The sequence below is a fragment of the Amycolatopsis sp. cmx-4-61 genome, from assembly GCF_046548775.1.
Classification (GTDB): domain Bacteria; phylum Actinomycetota; class Actinomycetes; order Mycobacteriales; family Pseudonocardiaceae; genus Amycolatopsis.
The window spans coordinates 116,932-141,017 of sequence record NZ_JAEBEI010000015.1; the positions used below are offsets into that span (position 1 = coordinate 116,932).

Here is a 24,086-nt window from a genome sequence, read left to right on the forward strand (position 1 = left end):
CCTCATTTCCGGAAGACCATGGCGGAGAACGTCGACCCCAGGCCGACGGAAATCATCAGGTAGCGGGCCCCGGGCGCGATGAGCCCGAGGCCGTCGGCGGTGTGGTGGTTGAGGAAGGGGTCGGCGCAGAAGCAGTGCCCGGTCACCCCGACGTTGCGCAGGAAGATCTTCGAGCGCGGGATGCCCAGCGCCGCGCTCGCGCGGACCCAGGAGATCTTGTTGACGTTGTGCGGCAGGACGAGATCGATGTCGTCGACGGTCAGCCCGGCGGCCGCGATGGCTTCCCGTGCGACGTCGGCGACCGCGCCGGGGTAGATTTGCCGGAACTCGGCGGCCTGTTCGTCGTCGAGGATGACTTCGCCGCCGGGCCCGCCGAGGGTGGTGGTGGCGTAGCCGAGCAGGGTGTCCTGGTCGTCCCCCGGGCCGACGAGCACCGCGGCGGTGGCCTCCCCCATGATCGCGGTGTCGGGGATGACCTGCGCGGAGTGGGTGAAAGCCTTTTCGCCGGTGATGATCAGGGCGAGCGCGTCGGGATCGCCGTCGGCGGCCAGCAGCGTGCCGCACAGGTCGACGGCGAGGAGGCCGGACGCGCAGGCGTGGTCGGTGAGGGTGAACAGGGTGGCGTGGGTGAGCCCGAGCGCGGCCCGCACCTCGATCATCGGATCGACGGGATAGGGATTGGCGGCGGGCATCGTCTTGGCGCGCACGACGTACCGGACGCGGTCTTCCCGGCCGCGCAGCGAGTCGAGCTTGCTGACCGCGCCGAGCACCATGTCCGCTTCGGACTCTTCCGACCGGCAGACCTCGTCGAGGCCGTACATCCGCCGGAAACGGCGCAGCTGCCCGGGTTCCAGCGCCAGCTCGTCCTGCAGCGACTCGATCGGAACGGTCGTCGGCACGTACGTGGACACCGCCACCAGCGAAGTCATCGCGCCGTTCAGCTCCCATCGGGGTCCGCCACGGTTCCTCGGTCCGCACAAGGATCGCGGCGCACGCTGACAGCGCACTGACCGGCTGCTGACCGGGTCCGGAGACGCCGGCCCGGGTCGTGACCCCGGCCGGCGTCCCCGGTTCGAGCGCGGCGCTCAGCTGCCGGAGCAGTCCCGGGAAGGGCTCGGTGGGCCGGCGGTCTCCCCGGCCGATGTCCACCCGCCCAATGCTGCCGGCGCTGCCGGGGTCACGGCGTGCCCGTGAACGGGATCAGGTCCCACACCCGGTCGGCGGACTGCGGAGTGCAGTCGTACTGGGCGGCGGCGACGTCGTTGCCCGAGGCGGCCACCCCCGCGCACCGGCCGGTCGCGCGGTTCTTCAGCTGGACGTGCCCGTCGGCCGCGACGACGTCCCACAGCTGGTCGGTGAACTGCGGCAGGCACTCGTACTGCAGCAGCGGCGTCCCGTTGCCGCTGCCGTCCGCGTGGACGATCAGGCACTTCTTGGTGAAGTGGTTGCGCACCAGCACCCCGCCGCCGGCCTGCGGGTCGATCTCCCACGCCTGGTCGGTGAACTGCGGCAGGCAGTCGTACTGGAACGCCGGCGCGCCGTCGGCGTTGTTCGCGCCGTGGACGATCAGGCAGCGGCCCGAGGAGCGGTTCACCGCCTGCACCGGGTCCGGCACCGGCGCGGTCTCCCAGACCTGGTCGGAGTACTGCGGCAGGCAGTCGTACTGGGCGGCGCCGGCCCCGTTGACGTTGTTCGACGCGAACACGACGGCGCAGCGCCCGGTCGCGCGGTTCTTGAGCTGGACCCCGCCGTCGACCCCGACGACGTCCCACAGCTGGTCGGTGAACTGCGGCAGGCACTCGTACTGCTGCAGCGGCGTCCCGTTGCCGCTTCCGTCCGCGTGGACGATCAGACACTTGCCCGTGGCCTGGTTGCGCAGCAGCGCGCCCCCCGCCGCCTGCGGTTCGAGGTGCCACGCCTGGTCGGCGTAGGCGGACGGGCAGTCGGCCTGGAACGCCGGGGTGTCGTTGCCGGGGTTCGCGCCCTGGACGGCCAGGCAGCGCTTCGAGTAGTGGTTGACGAACCGGACGGCCCGCGGGGCGACCTGGTCGGCGATCCAGCTCGCGAGGTCGTCGGTGCGGGCCGCGACCGCGCCCTGCCGCGTCTCGGAGACGGCGAGACAGCCGTGCTGCCACGACCGGCTCAGCACCCCGGCGAGCTCGAGGCCGCCGGCGCCGTCCGGCCGCAGCAGGGGTCCGCCGGCGTCGCCCAGGCACGGGTCCTGGCCGGCCGGGCTGGTGACCGCGACCGTCGTCGGCGTGACGGCGCCGAGGGTGAACGACGCGGTCGTCAGGCGGTTCGGTACCCATTCGGTGGCCGTGCGGCCGTACCCGACGGCTCGCACGGTCTCCGCGGCCGGCGCCTGGGTGCCCACCCGCAGCGGCGCGACGTCGGTGACCGGGTGGGTGAGCTTCGCCAGCGCCACGTCACGGTCGGCGCGGGCGACCACCGTGGCCACCCGGCGGACCTGTCCGTTCGCGGAGCGCAGGTCGGCCTGCCCGGCGTACACGGTGGTGGGCTTCGCGGGTGCGGCCGGCTCGGCGGTGGCGCCCGGGAAGCAGGCCGCCGCCGTGACGATCCACTGTGGAGCGATCAGGGCGCCGGTACAGGCCGCGGTGTCCGTCGTGATCTTGACGGCGAACCGGTCGGCCCCGTCGGCGACCGGCTGCCCGCCGGCGAGGGCGCCGGCCGGGGACGGGACGAGGACCGCCCCGGCGCAGACGGCGGCGGCGACGAACGGGATACGGAATCTTCGCATGGGTTCCCCTGCTGGTAGCTCGGAAGGGTGCGGACGAGGGGCCGGCCTCTAGGTGGCGGCCTCGAGGTGGCGGCCTCGCCCGGCCATCCGGCGCGACGCGCACGACGGCACGGCGAACTCCCAGCACTCTGCGTCCCCCCTCGCGTGCAGATTCGCTGGGCCCAAGCTAGCCAAGAACCGTCGGCGAAACCACCCATTTCGCCAGGCTGTCACCAAGGTGGACGATCGGCTCGGATGTCTCCGGCGCGACCCGCGCCGGGATCAGGCCGGGAGCTCACCGGAGGCCTCCGGCAGCAGCCGGTGCAGCATCTCCGGCTCACCCGCGCCGGGATCAGCCCAGGAGCTCGCCGAACGCCTTCAGCAGCAGCCGGTGCAGCGTCTCCCCGCTCACCCGCGCCGCGATCAGGCCGGGAGCTCACCGAACGCCTTCAGCAGCAGCCGGTGCAGCATCTCCCCGCTCACCCGCGCCGCGATCAGGCCGGGAGCTCACCGGAGGCCTCCGGCAGCAGCCGGTGCAGCATCTCCCCGCTCACCCGCGCCGGGATCAGGCCGGGAGCTCGCCGAACGCCTTCAGCAGCAGCCGGTGCAGCGTCTCCTGCTCCCCGGGACTCAACCGGGCGAGCAGCTCGCCGGTGACCGCGCTCGACACCTCCTCGACCTTCCCCACCGTGGCGTGGCCGTGCTCGGTGAGGGTGAGGACGTGCCGGCGGCGGTCCTCGGTGTCGCGCTCCCGTGACACCCAGCCCGCCGCCTCCAGGCGGTCGAGCACCTTCACCAGGTCGCTGCGGTCGAACCCGAGCCGGTCGGCGACGCGCTGCTGGGACAGCGGGCCCGACTCGCCGATGCAGACGAGGACGTAGTAGTCGCGCACGGCGACGCCGTGGCCGGCCAGCGCCGAGTCGATCCGGCCGACGCCACTGCGGTACAGCTGGCCCATCACGTAGGTGGGCCAGCGCAGCAGGGCCCGGGGCCGGCCGAGCTGGGAAACGGGCATGCCGGCGAGCATAGGACCGGCCGCAGGCCGGCACAATTGGCGGATTCCCCCACAAACCGGACGACGTCGAGGGCCGCTCCCCGTGGGGAGCGGCCCTCGACGTCGGTCAGACGGCGGCCGGGCTCAGTGCCGGCGGCCGAGCGCCTCGCGCTTGACGAACCCGATCACCCCGGTCGCGACGAACAGCACCGCGCCCACGATGATCAGCCAGAACAGCCCCTTGACGACGATGCCGAGCACGACCAGCACGGCCCAGATCACGAGCAGGGCGACGAGGATTCCCATGGCGGTTCCCTTCTGAACGGTCAGGAGGGAAATACCCCGCGCGCGGGCGGTCTACTCATTTCCGGGGCAGGCCCCGCGGGTTGATTTCCGAAGCGGGCAGCGCCTCCGACGTCAGATTCCAGCGCTTGAGGACCTCGGCGTACCGGCCGCTCTTGATCAGGCTGTCCAGCGCCTGCTGCAGGGCCTTCACCAGGCCGTCGTCCTTTTTCGTCATCGCCGCGATGTCCGCCGGGATCGTGCCGCCACCGGACACCGTGCCGACGATCTTCGTCTTCTTGTCGACCGCGACGTGGTAGGCCGACGTCGGGTTCGGGCCGACGTAGACGTCGATGCGGCCGGACTGCAGCGCGAGGTAGTAGTCGGAGGCCGCCTGGTAGTACTGGAACTTGACCGGCGCCAGCCCGGCCGCCTTGTTCTGCTGGTCCCAGCGCAGCAGGATCTGCTCCTGGTTCGTGCCGGCACTGACACCGACGGTCAGCCCGGCGATGTCCTTCGGTTCTTTGACCGAAATGTTCTTTTCGGCCCGGACTTCGAAGGCGATGGTGTCCTGGCGGTAGGTCGCGAAGTCGTATTTGTCCTTTCGCTCTTCGGTCACCGTGATGTTCGAGAAACCGGCGTCGAACTGCCGGTTCTCCACCGAAAGGAACAGGTTCTCCCACGACGACGCCTGCAGGTCGAGCTTGAGGCCGAGGACGTCGGCGACCAGCTGGGCCAGGTCGGGTTCGACGCCGATGACCGTTTTGTCGTCGTCGGCGCGGAACGACAGCGGCGGGGTGCCGTTGCCGGTGGTCCCGACGACCAGGGTGCCACGGGTGCGCACGTCGGCCGGGACGAGCGCGGCGATCGCGTCCACCTTCTGCGCCCGGACGCGGTTCTGGTTCGCGGTGATGTTGACGCCGCCGGGCTGGTCGGCGGCGGGCGCGGTCGCCGCCTCGGGGCTGCCGCACGCGGCGAGCGCGAACACCGAAGCGAGCAGCAGGGTTCTCAGTTTCATGACTCTCCTCAGAGGACTTTTTCCACGAAGGCCCGGGTACGGGCGTGGCGGGGGTGGTCGAGGACCTCGGCGGGCGGGCCCTGCTCGACCACGCGGCCTTCGTCGAGGAACACGACGGTGTCGGCGGCTTCGCGGGCGAAGCCCAGCTCGTGGGTGACGACGACCATCGTGGTGCCCGCCCGCGCCAGGTCGCGGAGCACCGCCAGGACCTCGCCGACCAGCTCGGGGTCGAGGGCGGAGGTCGGTTCGTCGAAGAGCAGGACGTCCGGTTCGAGCGCGAGCGCCCGCGCGATCGCCACGCGCTGCTGCTGCCCGCCCGAGAGCCGCCTCGGGTATTCGGCGGCCTTGTCGGCCAGGCCGACGCGGGCCAGCAGCTCCCGCGCCCGGCCCTCGGCTTCGGCACGCGGGCGGCGTTGCGCGGAGATCGGCGCCTCGACGACGTTCTCCAGCACGGTCAGGTGCCCGAAGAGGTTGAAGTTCTGGAAGACGAACCCGATCCGGGTGCGCTGCTTGAGGATCTCCCGTTCCTTGAGCTCGTGCAGCCGGTCGCCGGAGCGGCGGTAACCCATCAGTTCGCCGCCGACGCTGATGAAGCCGCGGTCGGCGCGCTCGAGGTGGTTGATCAGCCGCAGCAGCGTCGACTTCCCGGACCCGGACGGTCCCAGCAGGACGGTGACCTCGCCGCGGCGCACCCGCAGGTCGACGCCGTCGAGCACGGTCAGGGCCCCGAAGCTCTTGTGGACGCCGCGGACGTCCACCATGTAGTCCGTGCTCACGCCCGCCTCCAGGCCGCACGCAGGCGCTGCCACGGCGTCGGCGGCAGCGTGCGCTGCGTGCCGCGGCCGAAGTGCCGCTCGACGTGGTACTGCGCGACCGACAGGACGGTGGTCAGCGCCAGGTACCAGGCGGTGGCGACGAGCAGCAGCGGGATCACCCGGCCGTTGCGCGTGTAGACCACCTGGACCTGGTAGAAGAGTTCGGGCAGCGCCATGACGTAGACCTGCGAGGTCGCCTTGAGCAGGCCGACGATCTCGTTGGCCGCGGTCGGCACGATGGTGCGCATCGCCTGCGGCAGCACGATCCGGCGGAACTGCCGCCCGGCCGGGATGCCGAGCGCGGCGGCGGCCTCCCGCTGCCCGGCGTCCACCGCGAGGAACCCGGCGCGCACGATCTCCGCGGCGTACGCGCCCTGGTGCAGGGCGAGCCCCAGGCCGGCGGCCAGGAACGGCGGGATCAGGCTCATCGTTCCGACCGACACGAACGACGGGCCGAACGGGACACCGAAGGAAATCTCGTTGTACAGGATCGCCAGGTTGTACCAGAACAGCAGCTGCAGAATAAGCGGGACCGACCGGAAGATCCACGTGTACGTCCAGCTGACCGCACGCAGCAGCGGATTGCGGGAAATGCGCATCAACGCCAGTACGGTCCCGAGCAGGAATCCGGCGACCACGCCGAACAACGTCAATTCGAGCGTCAGCGCGACCGCTTCCAGGATCGATTTCTGGAAGACGAACCGGCTGAAGGTCGGCCAGTCGAAGGCGACGTTCGTCACCAGCGCGTGCCCGGCCATGGCGACGAGCACGGCCACGACGGCGGCGGCCACCCAGGTGACCGGGTGCCGCGCGGGGACGATCTTCAGCGACTCCTCCGGCGCTGCGGCGGGCGCGGGCCGGGTACCGAGATCGCTGCTCACCGGACCCCCACGACGGCGGGCAGTGCCTTGGAAAACTGCAGCGGGGCCACCGGAACGGCGTCGACGTCGAAGTGCGGCGTGTACCCGGTGGCCAGGTACAGCCCGCGTGCTTCGGGCTGGTTCGGCCCGGTGGTCAGGTGGATCCGCCGGTACCCCCGGTGCGCGGCTTCGGCCTCGAGTTCGCCGACGACGCGGCGGGCCAGCCCGCGGCCGCGGTGCGCCCGGTGCGTCCAGATCCGCTTGAGTTCGGCGGTTTCGCCGTCGTACCGCTGGAAGGCTCCGCCGGCGAGGGCCCGGCCGTCCCGCACGAGCAGCAGCAGGCCCCCTTCCGGCGGCGCGAACCGGTCTGCGGGGTATTCGCGGAGTTCGAAGTGGACATCGACGAGCACGCGGTGGTACCGCGTCGAATATTCGCGCGCGAGGTCGGCGAGCAATGGCCGGACCCGCGGATCAGACTGGGCGACCCAGACGGATTCGGGCATGGGAATACCTGCTCCGGAAAAAGGGAGGGAGAAAAGCGCTGACGTCTCCGACCCTAGGAACCCGAAGCGGCCCGGTCAACGAACACCCCGCCGGTTCCAGATCCTGGACGGCGGGGTGTCCCACGCGCTGGGCACCGTTGCGCCGCCGCCCGGCGGGGTGTCCACTGAGCACAGTTCCCGCCGGATCAGTGGACTTCCGCGGCGTAGCCGCCGTCGATGGCCAGGGTGGCGCCGGTGATGTTGCCGGCCACCCGGTCGCTCGCCAGGAACGCCACCAGGTTCGCCACTTCGGCGGGCCGGGTGAACCGGCCGGTGGCGGCGTGCCCGGCCGCCTCCGCCGCGACCGAGTCCGGGTTCGCGCCCGTCGTGGCCGCGAGCGTCTCGGCCACGCCGCCGGCGCCGAGCCACAGGTCCGTCGCGACCGGGCCCGGGTTGATCGCGTTGGCGCGGATGCCGCGGGGCCCGAACTCTTTGGACACCGACTTCGTGAAGTTGACCAGCGCCGCCTTCGCCGCGCTGTAGTCGATGACGCCGGGGTCGGGCAGGACCGCGTTGACCGAAGCCACCGTGACGATGCTGCCGCGGCCCGCGGTCACCATCGTCGGCAGCACCGCCCGGGTCGCGCGGACCGCGCTCAACAGGTTCAGCGTCACCGAGCGCGTCCACTCGTCGTCGGTGACCAGCAGGAAGCCGTTCGGCCGCGGGGTCACCGCGCCGACGTTGTTCACCAGGACGTCGATGCGCCCGTACTCGGCCAGTGCCAGCTCGGCGAGCCGGCCCGGGCCGTCGGCGGTGCCGAGGTCGACGGCGAGCGGGTGCACCTCGCCCGCCTGGGCGAGGGCTTCCAGGTCCGGCCCCGGGTCCCGCGCGCCCGCCACGACGTGGGCGCCTTCGGCGACGAGTACTTCGGTGACGGCCAGGCCGATCCCCCGGCTGGCTCCGGTGACGACGGCGACCGCGCCGTCCAGTCCGAGGTCCACCGGCCTAGATCCCCTGCTCGCGCAGCCAGCCGAGCACGGCGTCGGCGACCTCGCGCCAGCCGCTGTCGATGGTGAGCGAATGCCCGCGGCCCTCGAACTGCTTCAGCTCGGTGACCGCGGCGGAATCGCGGTACTGCTTGAACGTCGAGCGGGTGACGACGTCCGGGACGGTGTGGTCGGCCGTCCCGGAGATCAGCAGGAGCGGGCCGCGGTCCGGGCGGTGGGTGTCCACGGCCGCCTGGGAGTGCAGCACGAAGTTCGCGGCCGCGGCCTGGAACAGCGGCCGGGCCGGGGACGGGATCGTCCAGCGGCGGAACAGCTCCGCCGATTCCTCGTCGCTCAGTGCGTTGCCGAAGCCGAACCGGAACTCCTTTTCGGTCAGGGACACGGACCGGTGCAGGTTCGCCGGGTTGCCCAGGGCCGGCAGGCCCGCGCGCAGCTGGGCCAGTGGCAGCGGCAGGACGCCCTTGATCTGCGCGGGGTCGATGGCGACCCCGGCCAGGCCGATCCCCTGCCCCAGCAGCTTTTCGGTGATCAGGCCGCCGAACGAGTGCCCGATGAGGACCGGCGGGGTGCCGAGGCCGTCGATGATCGAGGCGAAGTGCTCGGTCGCGTCGTCGATGCCGATGTCCGCTACGGCGTCCGGGTCGGCGCGCGCGAGCTCGACCGTCTCCGGCTCGTGCGGCCAGCCGGGCGCGACGGGCGCGTAGCCGGCCGCCCGGAAGTGGTCGAGCCAGGGGGTCCACGAGGTGGCGTGCAGCCACAGCCCGTGGATGAACACGACGGGGGTGTCGGCCATCGGATCCTCCAGTGCGTCCCGGTTGTCCCCGAAGCCAACCCGATCGGCGCGACCGCGTCCAAGACCTGTTGCGCCCGGATCGATAGCCGTGGTGGCATCGTCGGCGTGGACCTCGACCTCAGGCTGGTGCGGTACTTCGTGACCGTCGCCGACGAACTGCACTTCGGCCGGGCGGCGGCCAAGCTCTTCATCAGCCAGCCGACGCTGTCCAAGCAGATCCGCAAGCTCGAAACCGACGTCGGCGGCGCCCTGCTGGTCCGCGACAGCCGCCACGTGGCCCTGACCCCGCGCGGCGACCGGTTCCTGCACCTGGCCCGGCAGCTGCTGGCCACCGCGGACCAGATGCTGCGTGAACCCACCCCGCACCACCTGCGGATGGCGCACATCTTCGAGCTGGACACGAGCCGGGTGGTCGCGGACGCGTTCCACACCGCCCACCCCGCCATCCGCCTGGTCCAGAGCCAGATGGACAGCGCACGCCAGCTCGCGGCGCTGCTCGAAGACCACCTCGACGTCGCGATCATCCGCGTCACGAGCACACTGACGGCGGCCCACCCGGCGGGCTGGCAGCACCGGCTCCTGCGCCTGGAGCCGTTCCGCCTGGTCGGCCGCCCCGGCGACCCCCGGCGGCCGTCGGTCTCGCTGCACGAGCGTCCGATCGAGGTCTTCGCGGACGCCCCGGGCACGGCGCTGTACAACGTGCACGGCCGCTACTTGAGTTCGCTGGAGCAGCACACGGGCCTGGAACTGCGCTGGCTGGGCAACCCGGGCACGTTCGACACGTGCCACGCGGCGCTGACCCGGGCTTCCGACCGCGCCTACCTGCTGGAGTTCGCCAGTTACGCCCGCCGGTACGAAGAGTTCGGGATCCCGGCGTACCGGCCGCGGGAGCTGCAGCCGGTGTACCCGTGGTCGGTGGCCTGGCGGGAGGGCGAGCAGCCGGAGAGCGTCCGGGCGTTCCTGGCGGTGGCCGACGACGTCGCCGCGCGGCTGCACTGGCTGCACCCCGAGCGCGGGGACGGGGTACCGCTGTGGGCGCCGCCGGAGGACCTCGCCGTCGCGTGACCGACCACTCCCCCGCCACCCTCACCCGGCCGGGAACGCCGTGGGGACCGGCTCGAAGCCCAGCCGGTCGATCGCCGCGGTGATGTCCAGGGTGCGTTCCAGCGCGAACTGGCTGATCACGTACCGGTTCAGCCGCCCGCCCGGGAACACGCGGGCCAGGGGCGTCAGCAGCCGGGCCGGGAGGTGGACCGGGCGCGCCCGGACGCCCGCCGAGGCCAGCAGGCCACGCAACGCCCAGTCGATCGTCACCGGGGCGCTGTCTGCGACGTTATACACACTCGGCCACGCCTTCTCGGCCACCGCCGCCAGCAGGCAGGCGCGGGCCAGGCTGTCCACGTGGGTCATGCTGGTCAGCACCTTCCCCGTGCCGGGGACCGGCAGCAGACCGCCCCGCACGTTCTTCAGCAGCCGCGGGAGCAGCGTCGTGTCGCCGGCGCCGTACACCGCGTGGGGCCGCAGGACGACCGGGTCCCGGGCGATGGACAGCACCAGTTGCTCGGCCGCCGCCTTGGCGGCCGCGTACGCGTTCAGGTACCGGTCCACCGGCGCCTCGTGCTCCTTCGCGCGCACGGTCGGCCGGTGCGGGTCGTACACGCTGGCGCTGCTGACGTGGACGAGCCGGCAGACCGGGAACGTCACCAGCACGTGGTGGGTGCCGAGCAGGTTCGTCCGCCAGACCTCGTGGGCCACCCCCGTGTCGGTCGCCGACGCCGCGCAGTGCACCACCGCGTCGACGGCGGGCGGGTCGGCCAGCCGGCCCGCCCCGATGTCCCACGACCGGTACGCGGCCCCGCCGATGTGCCGTGGGTCCGCTTCGGCGCGCCGGCCGAACGCCGTGACCTGCCAGCCCTCGGCCACGGCGGCCCGGCAGACCGCGCCGCCGACGAAGCCGGTCGCGCCGGTCACCGCGAGCCTCACGGCCGGCTCACGGCCGGCTCACGGTCACCAGCTCGCGCAGGCGGCCCCGGTCGAGCTTGCGGGACCGGCCCGAGCGCGGCAGCTCCGGCAGGACGACGATCCGGTCGGGCACGGCTTCGGCGTCGATCAGCCCGGGCAGCTGCCGGCGCAGCCGCCGGACGAGGCGGGCCGGGTCGGCCGCCGGATCGGCCACGACCGCGAGCACCACGGTTTCGTCCTCGGTCACCGGATCCGGCGTCCCGACCATCGCCGCCTCCCGGACGCCCGCCAGCAGCGCGATCGACGGCTCGTACAGCCCCGGGTAGATGTTGTGGGACCCCCGGATCAGCATGTCCTTCTTGCGGCCGGTCATGACGATCCGGCCGTCGCCGTCCAGCCGGGCGAGATCACCGGTGGCGAGCTCGGTCAGCGGCGGCGCGCCGAGGTAGCCGAGGCAGGTGTTGGGCCCGGACACCAGCAGTTCGCCGTCGGCGGCGATGCGGGCGGTCACCCCGCGGGACGGCGTCCCGAGCAGATCGCCGGGCCGGCCCCGCTCGACGTGCGCCAGCTTGTCTTCGGCGCGGGCGACCGCGAGCGGGATCGCCTCGGTCATCGCGTAGATCGAGAGCACCTGGCCGCCGGGGACCGCGGCCAGCGCCTGCCGCAGCACGGCCGGGGCCGCGGGCGCGGACCCCAGCACCAGGTGGCGGACGTGCCCGGGCCACCGCGGGCGGACGCCGAACACCTCGGCCAGGTGCACCGGCACGCCGTAGGCGTGGGTCACCCGCCGGTCCGCGAGGTCCTTCGCGAACCGTCCGGGCGGGGCGGACGGCTTCGGCAGGGACAGCGTCGCCCCGCCGAGCAGGGCGGGCAGGCCCGCCATGATGCCGTCGGCGTGCATCACGTCGCCGGGCGCGAAGGGCAGGTGCTCCCCCAGCATCGTGACCGCCGCGGTGAGCGTTCGCAGTGAATGCACGACACCCTTCGGCTCCTCCGTCGTGCCGGAGGTGAACACGACCAGCGCCGGCGCGTCCGGGTCCCGTTCGGGAAAGCTCGCCGTCGGACGGCCGAGAAGCTGCTTCAACGACAACGCCGAGCGCGGCACCCCCGGCAGGCGCGGTCCGATGTGGACGTGCCGGATGCCGGGGTCGCCGATCGGCTGCCGCAGATCCGGCACGGACCAGCCGCGGCGGCGGCAGAAGGCGCGGACCGGCCCGACCACGCTGGTCGGGTAGAACAGCGACTCCGCGATCAGCCGGCGCGGGCGGCAGGCCCGCAGCCGCGCGGACACCAGGGCCGGGCCGACGGCCGTGTCCGCCGCGATGAGCACCGCACCGGCCTGCAGCGCCCCCAGGAACAGGCCGACCGCCGTCACCGAATTCCGGACGGCGAACAGCACGCCGTCACCGGGCTCGAGACCGTCGGCCCGCAGCCCGGCGCCGACCGCCAGGACGAGGCGCCGCAGGTCGCCGAAGGTCGTCGTCCGGCCGTCCGGGTCGATGACGGCCACCTCGCCGGGGCGCTCGCCCGCCGTGTCCAGGAACCGGGTCACGAAGTCGTTCATGCGCGGCTGACCTCCAGGCGCCGGTAAGCGGGGAAGAGCACTCCGGGTGCGGCCCGGCGGGCGGTGATCCGCAGCGGTCCCGCACCGGACAGGGCGCCGAGGACGGCGTGGATCTCGGCCATGGCCAGCGGGTAGCCGAGGCAGAAGTGCGGGCCGGCCCCGAACCACAGCCGCCGCAGCTCCGGCGGGTGCGCGCGGGCGAGGTCGAACCCGCCGGGCGCCCGGGCGCAGTTGACGGTCGACAAGACGACCCGGTCGCCGGCCCGGACGGCCACCCCGCCGATCCGCCCCGGCCGGACGGCGTTGCGCAGGATGATCGAAGCCGGCGTGATCAGGCGAGCGGTCTCGTGGATCGCGGCCTCGGCCGGTCCCGGGTCGCCGTCGCGGTACGCCGCGGCGACGCCGGCCAGCTCGCCGTGGTCGTGCAGCAGCGCGACCGTCCGGGGCAGCAGGCTGGTGATCGTCTCGGTGCCCGCGATCAGGAACGCCGACGCGAGTCCCCGGGCCTCGGCTTCGGTGAGCCCGAACCGGCGCATCCGGCCGACCGCGGTGGTCTCGTCCCCCTTTTCCCAGGCGAGTGCCGTCGTGACGCCGATTTCCGCGACGATCGCCCGGGCCCGGGCAACCTGCTGGGCCGTCAGGCTGAGCCTGCCCAGCTTGACCAGCCCGATGATCGCCGCGGCCTGGCCGGTCATCCGCAGGTACGCCGCCTCGCGCTCCGCCGTGGACCCGGTCACGGTGAACCCGACCAGCGCGCTCGTCACCGCCCCGGCGACGATCTTCGTCGTCCGCACGACGTCCACCGGGCGGCCGCTGCGCAGCGTCTCGGCCGCGCGGGCCAGCGGTTCGGTGCAGGCCGCCTCGATCAGCCGGCGGACGTAGGACGGCGTGAAGAACTCGGCGAGCTTGCGCCGCATCGCCCGGTGCGCGGGCCCGTCCATGTTGACCAGCATGGACGGGCCGAAGACCGGCGTCCACAGGTCCGCCTCGGTCCCGCCGCCGCTGCGGAAGGTGCCGGTGTCGGTCAGGACTTCCCTGGCCACCGAGGCGTCGTTGACGACGACCCCGAGCCCGGGCACCCGCACCGCCGGGCCGAGCCGGCCGAGGAAGCGGACGACCGGGTACACGAGCGGGTGCGCCGCCAGCTGCAGCCGCAGTTCGTGCCCGCCCGCCCTCATCGGACGTCCACCGGTTCGCCGCGGTAGCCGTGGCTCGTGTACCAGGCGAAGGTGTTGCGGATGCCCCACGCCTTCGTCCGCCGCTGCGACCAGTACACGACCATGTCCCGGCGCCTGCCGTAGGCCCGGGTGACGCACCGGACGCGGTTGACCAGTGTGCGGTCCTCGTGGTCCTCCTCGATGCACGAGCGGGGGTAGCCGCCGCACCGCTCGTACAGGCCGGCCGTGATGGCCGTGTTCCCGCCCGCGCACAGCAGGTACGGCCCGAGGTACGCCGGCCCGCGGTTGGCGCGGCGGAAGCGCGCGGTGTACCCGCCGAACGCCACCAGGAACGCCAGCACGGCCCGCTCGGTCCGTGGTACGGCGAAGTCGTCGGTGCGGGCCTTGAACCGGCCCCCGATCAGTTCCAGCCCGGCCGCGAAGCCCCGCATGACGGCCTCGGTCCACTGTGGAGCAACGAGGCAGTCGGCGTCGGTCCGGGCCAGGTGGGTGGCGCCGTTCGCGATGGCGTGGCGCACGCCGGTGTCGCAGGCGGCCCCGGTCCCCTTCTGCGGCTCGCCGATCACCCGTACGTCCATCTCCGGGTGCGCGGCGGCGAACGCGCGGACGACGTCGCCCGTGGCGTCCGTGCTCGCGTTGTCCACCACCAGCACGGTGAAGTCACGGTGGCGCTGGGCGGCGAGCGAGCGCAGCGGCCCCTCGATCCACTTTTCCTCGTTGTGGGCGGGGATGACGACCCACAGGCGGCCGGTCATGACGGCAGCTCCGCGAACACGGTGCCGATGCTGACGCCGCCGGCCAGCCCGATCAACGCCACCTTGTCGCCGGGACCGCACCGGCCCGACTCGAGCGCGAGGCTCAGCTGCAACGGCAGGCTGCAGGAAGCGACGTTGCCGTGGTCGGCGATCGTCACGACGAGCTTGTCTTCGGGCACCCCGCTGCAGTCGAGGAACACGCGCAGGTGCGAAACGCCGACCTGGTGCACGCAGAAGAGCGCGAAGTCGTCCCGGCTCAGGCCGGTCCGGGCGAGCGCGGCGTCCAGCTGCGGCCGGATGCCGCGCACGACCGACTCCATCAGCGTGCGGCCGTCGCCCCGGAGGTAGCCGTCCGTGCGCGGGTCGCGGGAGTTCGCGCCGCCGTGCCCGGGAATCGAGCTGACGTTCCAGCGCGAGGAATCCGCCGAGAACTCGCGGTGGAAGATCCCCGGCGCGGCCGAGGCCTCCAGCAGCATCGCGGCCCCGGCGTCGGACAGGGTGTACCCGGCGAGCGAGTCGACGAACTGCGCGCGGTCCGCGACCGGCCACCGGACCACCCGGGAACCGGTCTCGCCGGTGCAGACCAGGACGCGGCGGTACTGCCCGGAGCGGATGAGCGCCTCGGCGACCTGCACGCCGTTGAGGAAGCTGTTGCAGGCGTTCTTGACGTCGAACACCGGGCAGGACGCCCCGAGCTTCGCGGCGACGACGTGCGCGGTGGCCGGCTCGACGAGGTCCTGGGACGCGGAGGCGAACAGGAGCAGGTCCACTTCGGCCGCCCCCAGCCCGGCGCCGGACAGCAGTTTCGCGGCCGCGGCCACGGCGAGGTCGGAGGCGAGCTCGCCCTCGGCGGCGCGGTGCCGCGTCCGGATCCCGCTGAGTTTCCGGATGGCTCCCGGCCGCGGGGTGAACCCCGGGCTTTCGCGCGCGATGCGCTGCTCGATCTCCCGGTCGCCGACCAGCGCCGGGGGCAGGTGGGCGGCCACGCCGCCGATCGCCACGTGCATGGAACCGTCCTTTCTAGACACCGGCGAACGCCAGGGTCACGTTGTGCCCGCCGAAGCCGAACGAGTTGCTGACCGCCGCTGTGAGCGTGACGCGGCGGGGTTCGCCCGTCACGACGTCGAGGCCGATGCGGTCGTCGAGCGTTTCGAGGTTGGCCGTGGGCGGAACCAGGCCGTCGCGGACGGACAGGACGGTCGCGATCGCCTCCACCGCGCCGGAGCCGCCGAGCAGGTGACCCAGCGCCCCCTTCGGCGCGGTGACGACCGGGCCGTCGCCGAGGACGCGCCGGATCGTGGCGCTCTCGGTCAGGTCGCCCAGCGGGGTCGACGTCGCGTGTGCGTTCACGTGGCCGATGTCGGCGGCCGCGAGGCCCGCGCGGTGCAACGAGGCGGTGATGGCGGCGCACTGCCCGGCGCCGTCCGGGTCCGGCGCGGTGATGTGGTGGGCGTCGTTGCTCATGCCCGCGCCCGCGAGCCTGGCGTACGCCTTCGCGCCGCGAGCCGCGGCGAAGTCCGCGCGCTCCAGCACGACGATGCCGGCGCCCTCCCCCAGCACGAACCCGTCGCGGTCCGCGTCGAACGGGCGGGAGGCCGTCTCCGGAGTGTCGTTGCGCGTGCTCATCGACCGCGCCCGCGTGAACCCGGCCATGATGGCGGGCGTGATGCACGCGTCCGTGCCGCCCGCGACGACGACGTCGGCCTCCCCCGCCACGATCATCCGCCACGCCCAGGCGATCGCCTCGGCCCCGGACGCGCAGGCCGACATCGGGGCGTGCACCCCCGCGCGTGCCTTGAGCGCCAGCCCGACCAGCGCGGCCGGCCCGTTGGGCATGATCATCGGGATCAGCTGGGGCGACACCGCCCGCAGCCCCCGCTCGCGCAGGGCGTCGTGCTGCGTCACCAGCGTCGTGGCGCCGCCGATGCCGGTGCCGATCACCACGCCGCAGCGCACGGGGTCCACCGTGTCGCCGGCCAGGCCCGCGTCCCGGCACGCCTGCCGGGAGGCGAGCACGGCCAGCTGTTCGGCGCGGTCCATGCGCTTGAGCTCGACGTGGTCCAGCTCTTCGCCGGGTTCGACGGCCAGCCGCGCCGCGATGCGCACCGGGAACGCGTGTGCCCGCGTCCATTCGGTGTCCAGTGTGGACGTTCCGGTGCGGCCGTCGAGCAGCCCCCGCCAGGTGGCGGGCACGTCACCACCCAGTGGCGTGGTCGCGCCGACGCCGGTGACGACGACCTCGACGTCGTTGCGGGGCGGCCCGTTCACGCCGCGGCGCGCAGGTACTCGGCGACGTCGCCGAAGGTCCGCAGCCGGTGCAGGCCGTCCTCGGGGATCGTCAGGCCGTAGCTGAGCTCGATCTCGTCGGTCAGCTCCACCATGGCCAGGGAATCGATGTCCAGTTCGTCGCGCAGCGACAGCCCGGTCAGCGGGCGTCCGGTGGACAGCGCCACGGGGTCGGTGCCGGACACCTTGGCGATCAGCTGGGCCAGGGTGCGCTCGATGTCGTCGGACGGGCTCACGGGTCACCTCTCACGGTGCTGGGGCGGGGAAACCGGGCCGGCAGGGCCACGACGAGCAGGCTGGCGGCGCGCGCTGACCGACGGCTGACGGACCGGGCCGGGCCCGGCCCCGATGTGCGCCGCGCACAACCGATTCGCGGCACCTGCCCACCCCCGGCGGGCTAGGGTCGGCGGATGCCGGGGCATCCGCACGCGTCCAGGAAGGTCATCCGCGAGGTGGCCGCCGTCGTCCTCACCGAGCTGCCGTCGTTCGCCGACCGGCTGACCGAGCGGGGTGCGGTCGAGGAGAAGGCGTTCTACGCGCGCGGAGACCGGGTGGCGCCCGCGGACATGCGGCAGTCGTTCATGGACAACGCCCGCAGCGCGCTGGTCCTGATGACCGAGGGGTTCGACACGCGGGCCGACTGGCTCTCGGCCCCGGTGACCACCGGCCGCCGCCGCGCCGAACAGGGCGTCCCCCTGGAGGCGGTGCTGCACCTGTTCCGGCTGGGCACCGAGCTGCTGTGGGAGATGCTGCTGGCCGCGGCCCGGCGCCGGTCACCGGCCGAGCTCACCGAGTTCGTCGACAGCGTGATGGTGCTGTGGCAGGCGACCGACCGCGTCTCGACGGCGATGGTCGAGGGGTACCGGTCGAGGGAGAGCCGGCTGCAGGCGCGGGCCGACCGGCGCCGGGAGCGGCTGGTCCGGGTGCTCGTCGAAGGCCGGGGTGCCGACCCGGCCGTGGCCGCCGACGTCGAGGCCGACCTGCGCCTGCCCGGGCACGGCCGGTACGCCGTGGTCCTGGTGGCCTGCGACCTGACGGCCGAAGACGTGGCCCCGCCCGGGCCCGAGCTGGCCGCGCTCGGGGTGCGGGTGGTCGCGGCGCCCTACCGGGACCGGGTGGTGTGGCTGGCCGAGCTGGGCGGCGTCACCGCCGGCCGGCTGGCCGGCGTGCTGGCACCGCACCTGCACCACCGCGCCGGCCTGTCCGGCGAGGTCGACGGGCTGGCCGAGATCGGCATCGCCTACCGGCAGGCGGAAATCGCGCTGCACACGCAGGCACCCGAGGTGCCGGGCCTCGCCGTGCTCGACGACCGGCTGCCCGAGGCCCTCGTCGCCGCCAGCCCGCGGCTCGCCCACCGCCTGGCGGCCCGGACCCTGGGCCGCGTCCTCGACCTCGAGGCCGACGAACGGGCCGTGCTGCTGGACACGCTGCGGGCCTGGTTCCGCGCGGACCGGTCCGCCACCCGCGCCGGGGAACTGCTGTACTGCCACCGCAACACCGTGCTCAACCGGCTGCGCAAACTGGAGCAGCTCACCGGCGCGTCCCTCGAGGACGACCGCCACCAGCTGTGCTGCCGGCTGGCCCTGATGGTGCACGGCGAAACGCCGTGAAGGCCACCTCGGGGGAACCCCGAGGTGGCCTTCACGCACTACGGACCGATCAGGAGGCGCTGCAGCTGACGCTGGGCCAGGTCCAGTTCCCGTTGGTCATGATGGTGACACCCCAGTTGTTGCCACTGCCGTTGGGTGTCGCGACCAGCACCTGGCTGCTGGGCCAGGTGGCGTTGATGTTCCACGTCGTGCTGATCCGCTCGGGGCTGGGCACGTTCATCGTGACCGTCCACGAGGACGAGCCGCTCACCGCGACGTTCAGGTTGTACCGGTCACCCCACGACTGCCCGGCCGAAAGCGTTGCGGTGCAACTGCCGCCGCCCGGTGTCGTCGTCGTGGTCGTGGGCCCCGTCGGTGTCGTCGTCGTGGTCGTCGGACCCGTCGGGGTGGTGGTCGGTGTCGCGGTCGTGCCGCCGGCGTTGAGCGCGTTCAGCACCGAGTTGTAGGCGGCCTTCTTGTTGCCGCCGCCGTCGAACAGCAGCGGGCTTTCGCTGGAGCGCCAGGAATCGCTGTCCCGCACACCCCACACGGTGATGCCGACGCAGCGCGCGACGTTCATGCACGCCTGGGTCAGCGCCGAGTACTGCGAGGTGTTCGCGTTCGTGACGTCGACCTCGGTCAGCGCCACGTCGACGCCGAGCGCCGCGAAGCTGGAGATCGTCTGCTGGAAGTTGCCCGGCACCGAGCTGCCGCCGGTGAAGTGGGCCTGCAGGCCGACGCAGTCGATCGGCACGCCGCGGGACTTGAAGTCCTGGATCATCCGGTAGACGCCCTGGGTCTTGGCGTAGCTCCAGTTGTCGATGTTGTAGTCGTTGTAGCAGAGCTTGACCGACGGGTCGGCCGCGCGGGCGGTCCGGAACGCGACCTCGATCCAGTCGTTGCCGGTGCTCTGCAGGTTCGACTGACGGCGGCTGCCGTCTTCGTTGAAGGCTTCGTTGACGACGTCCCAGTAGGCCAGCTTGCCCTGGTAGTGGGCCATCACCTTCTGGATGTGGTTGATCATGGCGTTGCGCAGGTTGCTGCCGCTCATGCTCTGCATCCAGCCGGGTTGCTGCGCGTGCCAGGCGAGCGTGTGCCCCCGGACGCGCGCGCCGTGGCTGACCGCCCAGTTGTAGACCTGGTCGCCCGACGAGAAGTTGAACTGGTTCTGGTTGGGCTCGGTCGCGTCCGGCTTCATTTCGTTCTCGGGCGTCACCATGTTGAACTCGCGTGCCGCGATGGTGGTGTAGGCCGAGTCGCCGAGCCGTCCGGCGGCGATCGCGGTGCCGAAGTACCGGCCCGACTGCGCGGCCGCGGCACCCAGCGTGCTCGCCGCGGCGTCCGCGCCGGGCGCCGCCACCAGGACGGTTGCGGTCGCGGCCACGGTCGCCACGCCCGCCAGTACTCGAGTGGTCGTCGACCGCCACCAGCGCCTGGGGCGCAGGTCCGACGAACTTTCCGCCATCCGTGGTCTCCTTCGGTGAAATTCCCCCGTTACCAGCAGCAGAGCACGCCGCCGGAGCGCCACGCAAAAAGTTTCGATCGACTTTCGGACTCCTCACCCCCCGCCCTGGCCGAAACGTCGAGCGGTCCAGGTGGTGGCCCGGAGGAAGAACCGCCCCTTCGGCACGCGGGCCGTCGTGGCCTCGCCGCCGAAGTCGCGACGCCGGTCGAGATCGGTGAAGGAGCAGGAGAAGTTCGGCGTCGGCTTCCCCCGTGCGTCCAGGAATGGCGCGCGGTGCCCTTCACGGACCGGGGCGCGCTCCTGGTGCACCCGGCGGGGGCGAAGACGGTGTCCCTGAAGGCGACCGCGACCGATCCGGCGGGCAGCCGGGTGGAGCCCGTCGAAGACGAGCGCACCGGCCGCGGTGCCGGTGGTCCTGCTCCTCCGCCCGTGAAACTTTCAGCCGCCGCCGGGCTCCGGCCAGCGGGGACGGCGCGGGGGCCGTGAATCGCTTGCCAGAACCGGATGCCTTGCGAACGATGGTGACGGACCAGCCTGCGAACCGGCGGTTCCTCCTCGGCCGGCGGCGCGCCAGTCCCCTGGCACGGCCGGAGCACCCAGCCCATCGACTTCTGCGACGGAGATCCGATGTCCTTGCGCTTCCCCGGCCGGCGACGGGTGCGGCTGACTGCCGCGCCCCTGCTAGCCGTGACGATGACCGCGGCCACGCTCGTCCCGGCCGCCTCGGCGGCCCCCGCACCGGCGGCCCAGCTGCCGGTCTACCGCGACACGCACTACAGCTTCGCCGAACGGGCGGCCGACCTCGTCGCCCGGATGACTCTGCCCGAGAAGGTGCTGCAGCTGCGCACGAACAGCGCGCCGGCCATCCCGCGGCTCGGCGTGCAGCAGTACACCTACTGGAGCGAGGGCCAGCACGGCCTGAACACGCTCGGCGCGAACACCGACCACGGCACGGCGAGCGGCGGCGTCCACGCCACGAGCTTCCCGACGAACCTCGCGAGCACGATGTCGTGGGACCCGGAGCTGATCCACCAGGAGACGACCGCGATCTCCGACGAAGCCCGCGGCATGCTGGACAAGTCGCTGTGGGGCGTCGCGCAGAACAACATCGGCCCGGACAAGAACAACTACGGCTCGCTGACCTACTGGGCGCCGACGGTGAACCTCGACCGCGACCCGCGCTGGGGCCGCACCGACGAGGGCTTCGGCGAAGACCCGTACCTGGTCGCGAAGATGGCCGGCGCGTTCGTCAACGGCTACCAGGGCCAGAGCGCCTCGGGCCGGCCGCAGACGCCGTACCTCAAGGTCGCGGCCACCGCGAAGCACTACGCGCTCAACGATGTCGAGAACGACCGGCACGCGGACTCCTCGGACACGACCGAGGCCAACATCCGTGACTACTACACCCGGCAGTTCCGGCACCTGATCCAGGACGCGCACGTGTCCGGCCTGATGACGTCGTACAACGCGATCAACGGCACGCCGTCGCCCGCCGACACGTACACGGCGAACGCCATCGCCCAGCGCACCTACGGCTTCGACGGCTACATCACGTCCGACTGCGGCGCGGTCGGCGACGTCTACGCACCGGGCAGCCACAACTGGGCGCCGCCGGGCTGGACCACGTCGACCGCGGGTGCGGCGACGCAGTGGACGAACACCGCGACCGGGCAACAGGTTTCCGGCGCCGCCGGTGGCCAGGCGTACGCGCTGCGCGCGGGCACGCAGCTCAACTGCACCGGCTCGGAAGCCACCGTGGCCAACATCCAGGAGGCCATCAAGGCCGGGGTGCTGTCCGAAGGCGTGCTGGACACCGCGCTGGTGCACGTGTTCACCGTCCGCATGCAGACCGGCGAGTTCGACCCGCCGGACCGCGTGGCGTACACGAAGATCACCAAGGACACGATCCAGAGCGCCGAGCACCAGGCACTGGCGGAGAAGGTCGCCGCGAACTCGCTGGTGCTGCTGAAGAACGACCCGGTCGCCGGCACCGGCGCGCCGCTGCTGCCCGCCGACCCGGCGAAGCTCGGCAGCGTGGTCGTCGTCGGCGATCTCGCCGGCAAGGTCACCCTCGGCGGCTACTCCGGCGAACCCGCGCTGCAGGTGAGCGCGGTGCAGGGCATCACGTCCGCGGTCAAGGCCGCCCGCCCGGACGCCACGGTCACGTTCGACGCGTGCGGCACCTCCACCGGCACCACCACGGCCGCGAGCTGCTCGGCCGGGACCCTGGCCGCGATGAAGACGGCCGACCTGGTCGTCGTGTTCGCCGGGACCGACGGGAACGTGGCCACCGAGGGCCGCGACCGCACCAGCATCGCCCTGCCGGGCAACTACGACTCGCTGATCGACCAGGTCAAGGCGGCCGGCAACCCGCGGACCGCACTCGCCGTGCAGGCGGGCGGCGCCGTTTCCCTCGGCCACGCCGCCGGGATCCCGGGCGTCGTGTTCAGCTCGTACAACGGCGAAAGCCAGGGCACCGCGCTGGCCGAGGTGCTGTTCGGCAAGCAGAACCCGAGCGGGCACCTGAACTTCACCTGGTACGCCGACGACTCGCAGCTGCCCGCCATGAAGAACTACGGGCTGACGCCGTCGCAGACCGGCGGTCTCGGCCGCACCTACCAGTACTTCACCGGCACGCCGGCCTACCCGTTCGGCTACGGCCTGTCCTACACGAACTTCACCTACTCCCACGTGCACGCCGACACCCGGGCCGTCGACGCGAACGGACGGATCACCGTGCACGTCGACGTGACCAACACGGGCCGCACGCCCGGGGCCACCGTCGCCCAGCTGTACGCGGCCACCGCGTTCGGCGTGCCGGGGGTGGAACTGCCGCGGCAGCGCCTGGCCGGCTTCGAGAAGACCGACGTGCTCGCCCCCGGCCGGACCCAGCACCTGGCCATCCCGGTGCGGATCGCCGAGCTGGCGTTCTGGAACGAGGGCCAGCGCCGCGAAGTGGTGTACCCCGGCCCCTACCGGTTCGGCGTGGGCGCGGACTCCGCCCACCTGGCCGGCACCGCGACGGTCGCCGTCACCGGGGCTCTTGCGCCGAAGACGCGGTACGTGACCGTGCAGCCCGGCCAGGTCGTGTTCACGCCGGGCCAGAGCCTGGACCTCACCGGCAAGAACCCGTGGATCGCCGACGACACCGCCCAGGCGGCCCAGCACGCGCCCGCCGACCACGTCGTCGAAGCCGTGCACGACGACCAGTCGTTCGTCGACCTCTCCCGGGCCCGGATCGGCTACCGCAGCAGCGATCCGCGAGTGGCCCAGGTCAGCCGGACCGGCCGGGTGACCATGGTGGCGCCCGGCGTCGCGACCATCAGCGTCACGGTCGACGGCGTCACCGGCACGACGCCGGTGGTGGTCGAGCAGCCGTTCACGCTCACCGCACCGGCCCAGGTGCAGGCCGGCACGACCTACTCCGCCACCACGACGCTGCCGAACCCGGCCGGTGCCCGGCCGCTGCGGGACGTGGCGATGACGCTGAGCGTGCCCGCCGGCTGGACCGTGAAGGCCACTTCGCCTTCGACGTTCGTCACCGTGCCCGCCGGGCAGACCGTCCGCACCACGTGGGAGATCGGCGTGCCCGCGTCGGCGGAACCCGGCAAGTTCGACGTCTCGGCGCAGGCCACGTTCACGTCGGCCAACGGCCGCGGGTCGTCGGTGGACGCGACCACCGTGCTGCTGCCGCACCCGCCGTACCCGTCGTTCGCGGCGGCGTACAACAACGTCGGCGTCAGCGACGACGCCACCCCGGGCGCGGGCAACTTCGACGGCGGCAACGCCAGCTACTCCGCGCAGGCGCTGGCCGCGGCGACGCCGAGCCTCACGCCGGGAGCCACGTTCACCCACGACGGGCTGACGTTCACCTGGCCGGACGTCCCTCCGGGCAGCCCGGACAACGTCGTCGCGGGCAGCTCCGCCGGCGGGCAGACCATCGCCATCTCCGGGTCCGGCCACACCCTCGGCCTCATCGGCGCGGGCGACTACGGCAGCCCGAGCGGCACGGCGACGGTGACCTACACCGACGGGACGACCGAGTCGCACTCGGTGAGCTTCGCGGACTGGTGGTCCAACGCGGCCACCGGCGGCGACGTCCTCACCACGCTGCCGTACCTCAACAACAGCAGCGGGCAGCTCAAGCAGCAGGTGAGCCTGTACTACGCCCCGATCCCGCTGCAGCCCGGGAAGACGGTCCGGTACCTGACGCTGCCGGACGTCAGCGACGGCGCGAACATGGGCACCGCGGCGATGCACATCTTCACCGTCGCCATCGGCTGACCGAGGAGACTGTCC

21 protein-coding genes are annotated in these 24,086 nt (G+C 72.7%); 3 read left to right on the forward strand and 18 right to left on the reverse strand.

What is annotated here, in order from left to right:
* Positions 1–2: 2 nt before the first annotated feature.
* From ACLJOU_RS33405 to ACLJOU_RS33450, 10 genes are all read right to left on the reverse strand, one after another.
* The gene (locus ACLJOU_RS33405) at positions 3–929 is read right to left on the reverse strand and encodes a 3-oxoacyl-[acyl-carrier-protein] synthase III C-terminal domain-containing protein (protein ID WP_410573166.1); all 927 of its coding nucleotides are present in this window, start codon (positions 927–929) and stop codon (positions 3–5) included.
* A gap of 248 nt (positions 930–1,177) precedes the next feature.
* Positions 1,178–2,758: an RICIN domain-containing protein gene (locus ACLJOU_RS33410; protein ID WP_410573168.1), complete on the reverse strand. Its 1,581-nt coding sequence runs from the start codon at positions 2,756–2,758 to the stop codon at positions 1,178–1,180.
* A gap of 544 nt (positions 2,759–3,302) precedes the next feature.
* The gene (locus ACLJOU_RS33415; RefSeq protein ID WP_410573170.1) at positions 3,303–3,752 is read right to left on the reverse strand and encodes a MarR family winged helix-turn-helix transcriptional regulator; all 450 of its coding nucleotides are present in this window, start codon (positions 3,750–3,752) and stop codon (positions 3,303–3,305) included.
* A 123-nt stretch (positions 3,753–3,875) separates the two neighbouring features.
* Entirely contained in the window at positions 3,876–4,037 is a 162-nt protein-coding gene (locus ACLJOU_RS33420; RefSeq protein ID WP_308676469.1) for a hypothetical protein, read from the reverse strand.
* 55 nt (positions 4,038–4,092) lie between these two features.
* Entirely contained in the window at positions 4,093–5,031 is a 939-nt protein-coding gene (locus ACLJOU_RS33425) for an ABC transporter substrate-binding protein (protein ID WP_410573173.1), read from the reverse strand.
* A gap of 8 nt (positions 5,032–5,039) precedes the next feature.
* A complete protein-coding gene (locus ACLJOU_RS33430) occupies positions 5,040–5,792 on the reverse strand; it encodes an amino acid ABC transporter ATP-binding protein (RefSeq protein ID WP_410573338.1) in 753 nt (250 codons plus the stop codon).
* Positions 5,793–5,803: 11 nt separating this feature from the next.
* On the reverse strand, positions 5,804–6,727 hold the full coding sequence (locus ACLJOU_RS33435; RefSeq protein ID WP_410573175.1) for an amino acid ABC transporter permease: 924 nt from the start codon (positions 6,725–6,727) through the stop codon (positions 5,804–5,806).
* Positions 6,724–7,209, reverse strand: coding sequence for a GNAT family N-acetyltransferase (locus ACLJOU_RS33440; protein ID WP_410573177.1), 486 nt, complete (start codon positions 7,207–7,209; stop codon positions 6,724–6,726). Before ACLJOU_RS33440 ends, ACLJOU_RS33435 begins: the two co-directional genes overlap by 4 nt.
* Positions 7,210–7,394: 185 nt before the next feature.
* Positions 7,395–8,189, reverse strand: coding sequence for an SDR family NAD(P)-dependent oxidoreductase (locus ACLJOU_RS33445; protein WP_410573179.1), 795 nt, complete (start codon positions 8,187–8,189; stop codon positions 7,395–7,397).
* A 4-nt stretch (positions 8,190–8,193) separates the two neighbouring features.
* Positions 8,194–8,988: an alpha/beta hydrolase gene (locus tag ACLJOU_RS33450; protein ID WP_410573181.1), complete on the reverse strand. Its 795-nt coding sequence runs from the start codon at positions 8,986–8,988 to the stop codon at positions 8,194–8,196.
* 105 nt (positions 8,989–9,093) lie between these two features.
* On the opposite strand from ACLJOU_RS33450, the gene ACLJOU_RS33455 reads away from it, so the two are divergent.
* Positions 9,094–10,053, forward strand: a complete 960-nt coding sequence (locus ACLJOU_RS33455) for a LysR family transcriptional regulator (protein ID WP_410573183.1) — start codon at positions 9,094–9,096, stop codon at positions 10,051–10,053.
* A 21-nt stretch (positions 10,054–10,074) separates the two neighbouring features.
* On the opposite strand, the gene ACLJOU_RS33460 is transcribed toward ACLJOU_RS33455, so the two are convergent.
* The 7 genes from ACLJOU_RS33460 to ACLJOU_RS33490 are packed head-to-tail and all read right to left on the reverse strand — an operon-like array spanning position 10,075 to position 16,969.
* On the reverse strand, positions 10,075–10,971 hold the full coding sequence (locus ACLJOU_RS33460) for an NAD-dependent epimerase/dehydratase family protein (protein ID WP_410573185.1): 897 nt from the start codon (positions 10,969–10,971) through the stop codon (positions 10,075–10,077).
* 7 nt (positions 10,972–10,978) lie between these two features.
* Positions 10,979–12,514 carry a class I adenylate-forming enzyme family protein gene (locus ACLJOU_RS33465; RefSeq protein ID WP_410573187.1) on the reverse strand — a complete coding sequence of 512 codons (1,536 nt, stop codon included), beginning with the start codon at positions 12,512–12,514 and terminating at the stop codon, positions 10,979–10,981.
* Complete coding sequence (locus tag ACLJOU_RS33470) at positions 12,511–13,692, reverse strand: cytochrome P450 (RefSeq protein ID WP_410573189.1); 1,182 nt, start codon at positions 13,690–13,692, stop codon at positions 12,511–12,513. Before ACLJOU_RS33470 ends, ACLJOU_RS33465 begins: the two co-directional genes overlap by 4 nt.
* On the reverse strand, positions 13,689–14,447 hold the full coding sequence (locus tag ACLJOU_RS33475; RefSeq protein WP_410573191.1) for a glycosyltransferase family 2 protein: 759 nt from the start codon (positions 14,445–14,447) through the stop codon (positions 13,689–13,691). The genes ACLJOU_RS33470 and ACLJOU_RS33475 overlap by 4 nt, the downstream gene beginning before the upstream one ends.
* On the reverse strand, positions 14,444–15,454 hold the full coding sequence (locus ACLJOU_RS33480) for a 3-oxoacyl-ACP synthase III family protein (RefSeq protein WP_410573193.1): 1,011 nt from the start codon (positions 15,452–15,454) through the stop codon (positions 14,444–14,446). Before ACLJOU_RS33480 ends, ACLJOU_RS33475 begins: the two co-directional genes overlap by 4 nt.
* Before the next feature lie 13 nt (positions 15,455–15,467).
* Entirely contained in the window at positions 15,468–16,715 is a 1,248-nt protein-coding gene (locus ACLJOU_RS33485) for a beta-ketoacyl-[acyl-carrier-protein] synthase family protein (RefSeq protein WP_410573195.1), read from the reverse strand.
* Entirely contained in the window at positions 16,712–16,969 is a 258-nt protein-coding gene (locus ACLJOU_RS33490; RefSeq protein ID WP_410573197.1) for a phosphopantetheine-binding protein, read from the reverse strand. Before ACLJOU_RS33490 ends, ACLJOU_RS33485 begins: the two co-directional genes overlap by 4 nt.
* A gap of 174 nt (positions 16,970–17,143) precedes the next feature.
* Here ACLJOU_RS33490 and ACLJOU_RS33495 point away from each other — a divergent pair, with 174 nt between their 5' ends.
* Positions 17,144–18,343 carry a PucR family transcriptional regulator gene (locus tag ACLJOU_RS33495; protein WP_410573199.1) on the forward strand — a complete coding sequence of 400 codons (1,200 nt, stop codon included), beginning with the start codon at positions 17,144–17,146 and terminating at the stop codon, positions 18,341–18,343.
* A gap of 49 nt (positions 18,344–18,392) precedes the next feature.
* Here ACLJOU_RS33495 and ACLJOU_RS33500 read toward each other — a convergent pair whose 3' ends face one another.
* Positions 18,393–19,787, reverse strand: coding sequence for an endo-1,4-beta-xylanase (locus tag ACLJOU_RS33500; protein ID WP_410573201.1), 1,395 nt, complete (start codon positions 19,785–19,787; stop codon positions 18,393–18,395).
* A gap of 627 nt (positions 19,788–20,414) precedes the next feature.
* On the opposite strand from ACLJOU_RS33500, the gene ACLJOU_RS33505 reads away from it, so the two are divergent.
* Positions 20,415–24,071, forward strand: coding sequence for a glycoside hydrolase family 3 C-terminal domain-containing protein (locus ACLJOU_RS33505; RefSeq protein WP_410573203.1), 3,657 nt, complete (start codon positions 20,415–20,417; stop codon positions 24,069–24,071).
* Positions 24,072–24,086 lie beyond the last annotated feature (15 nt).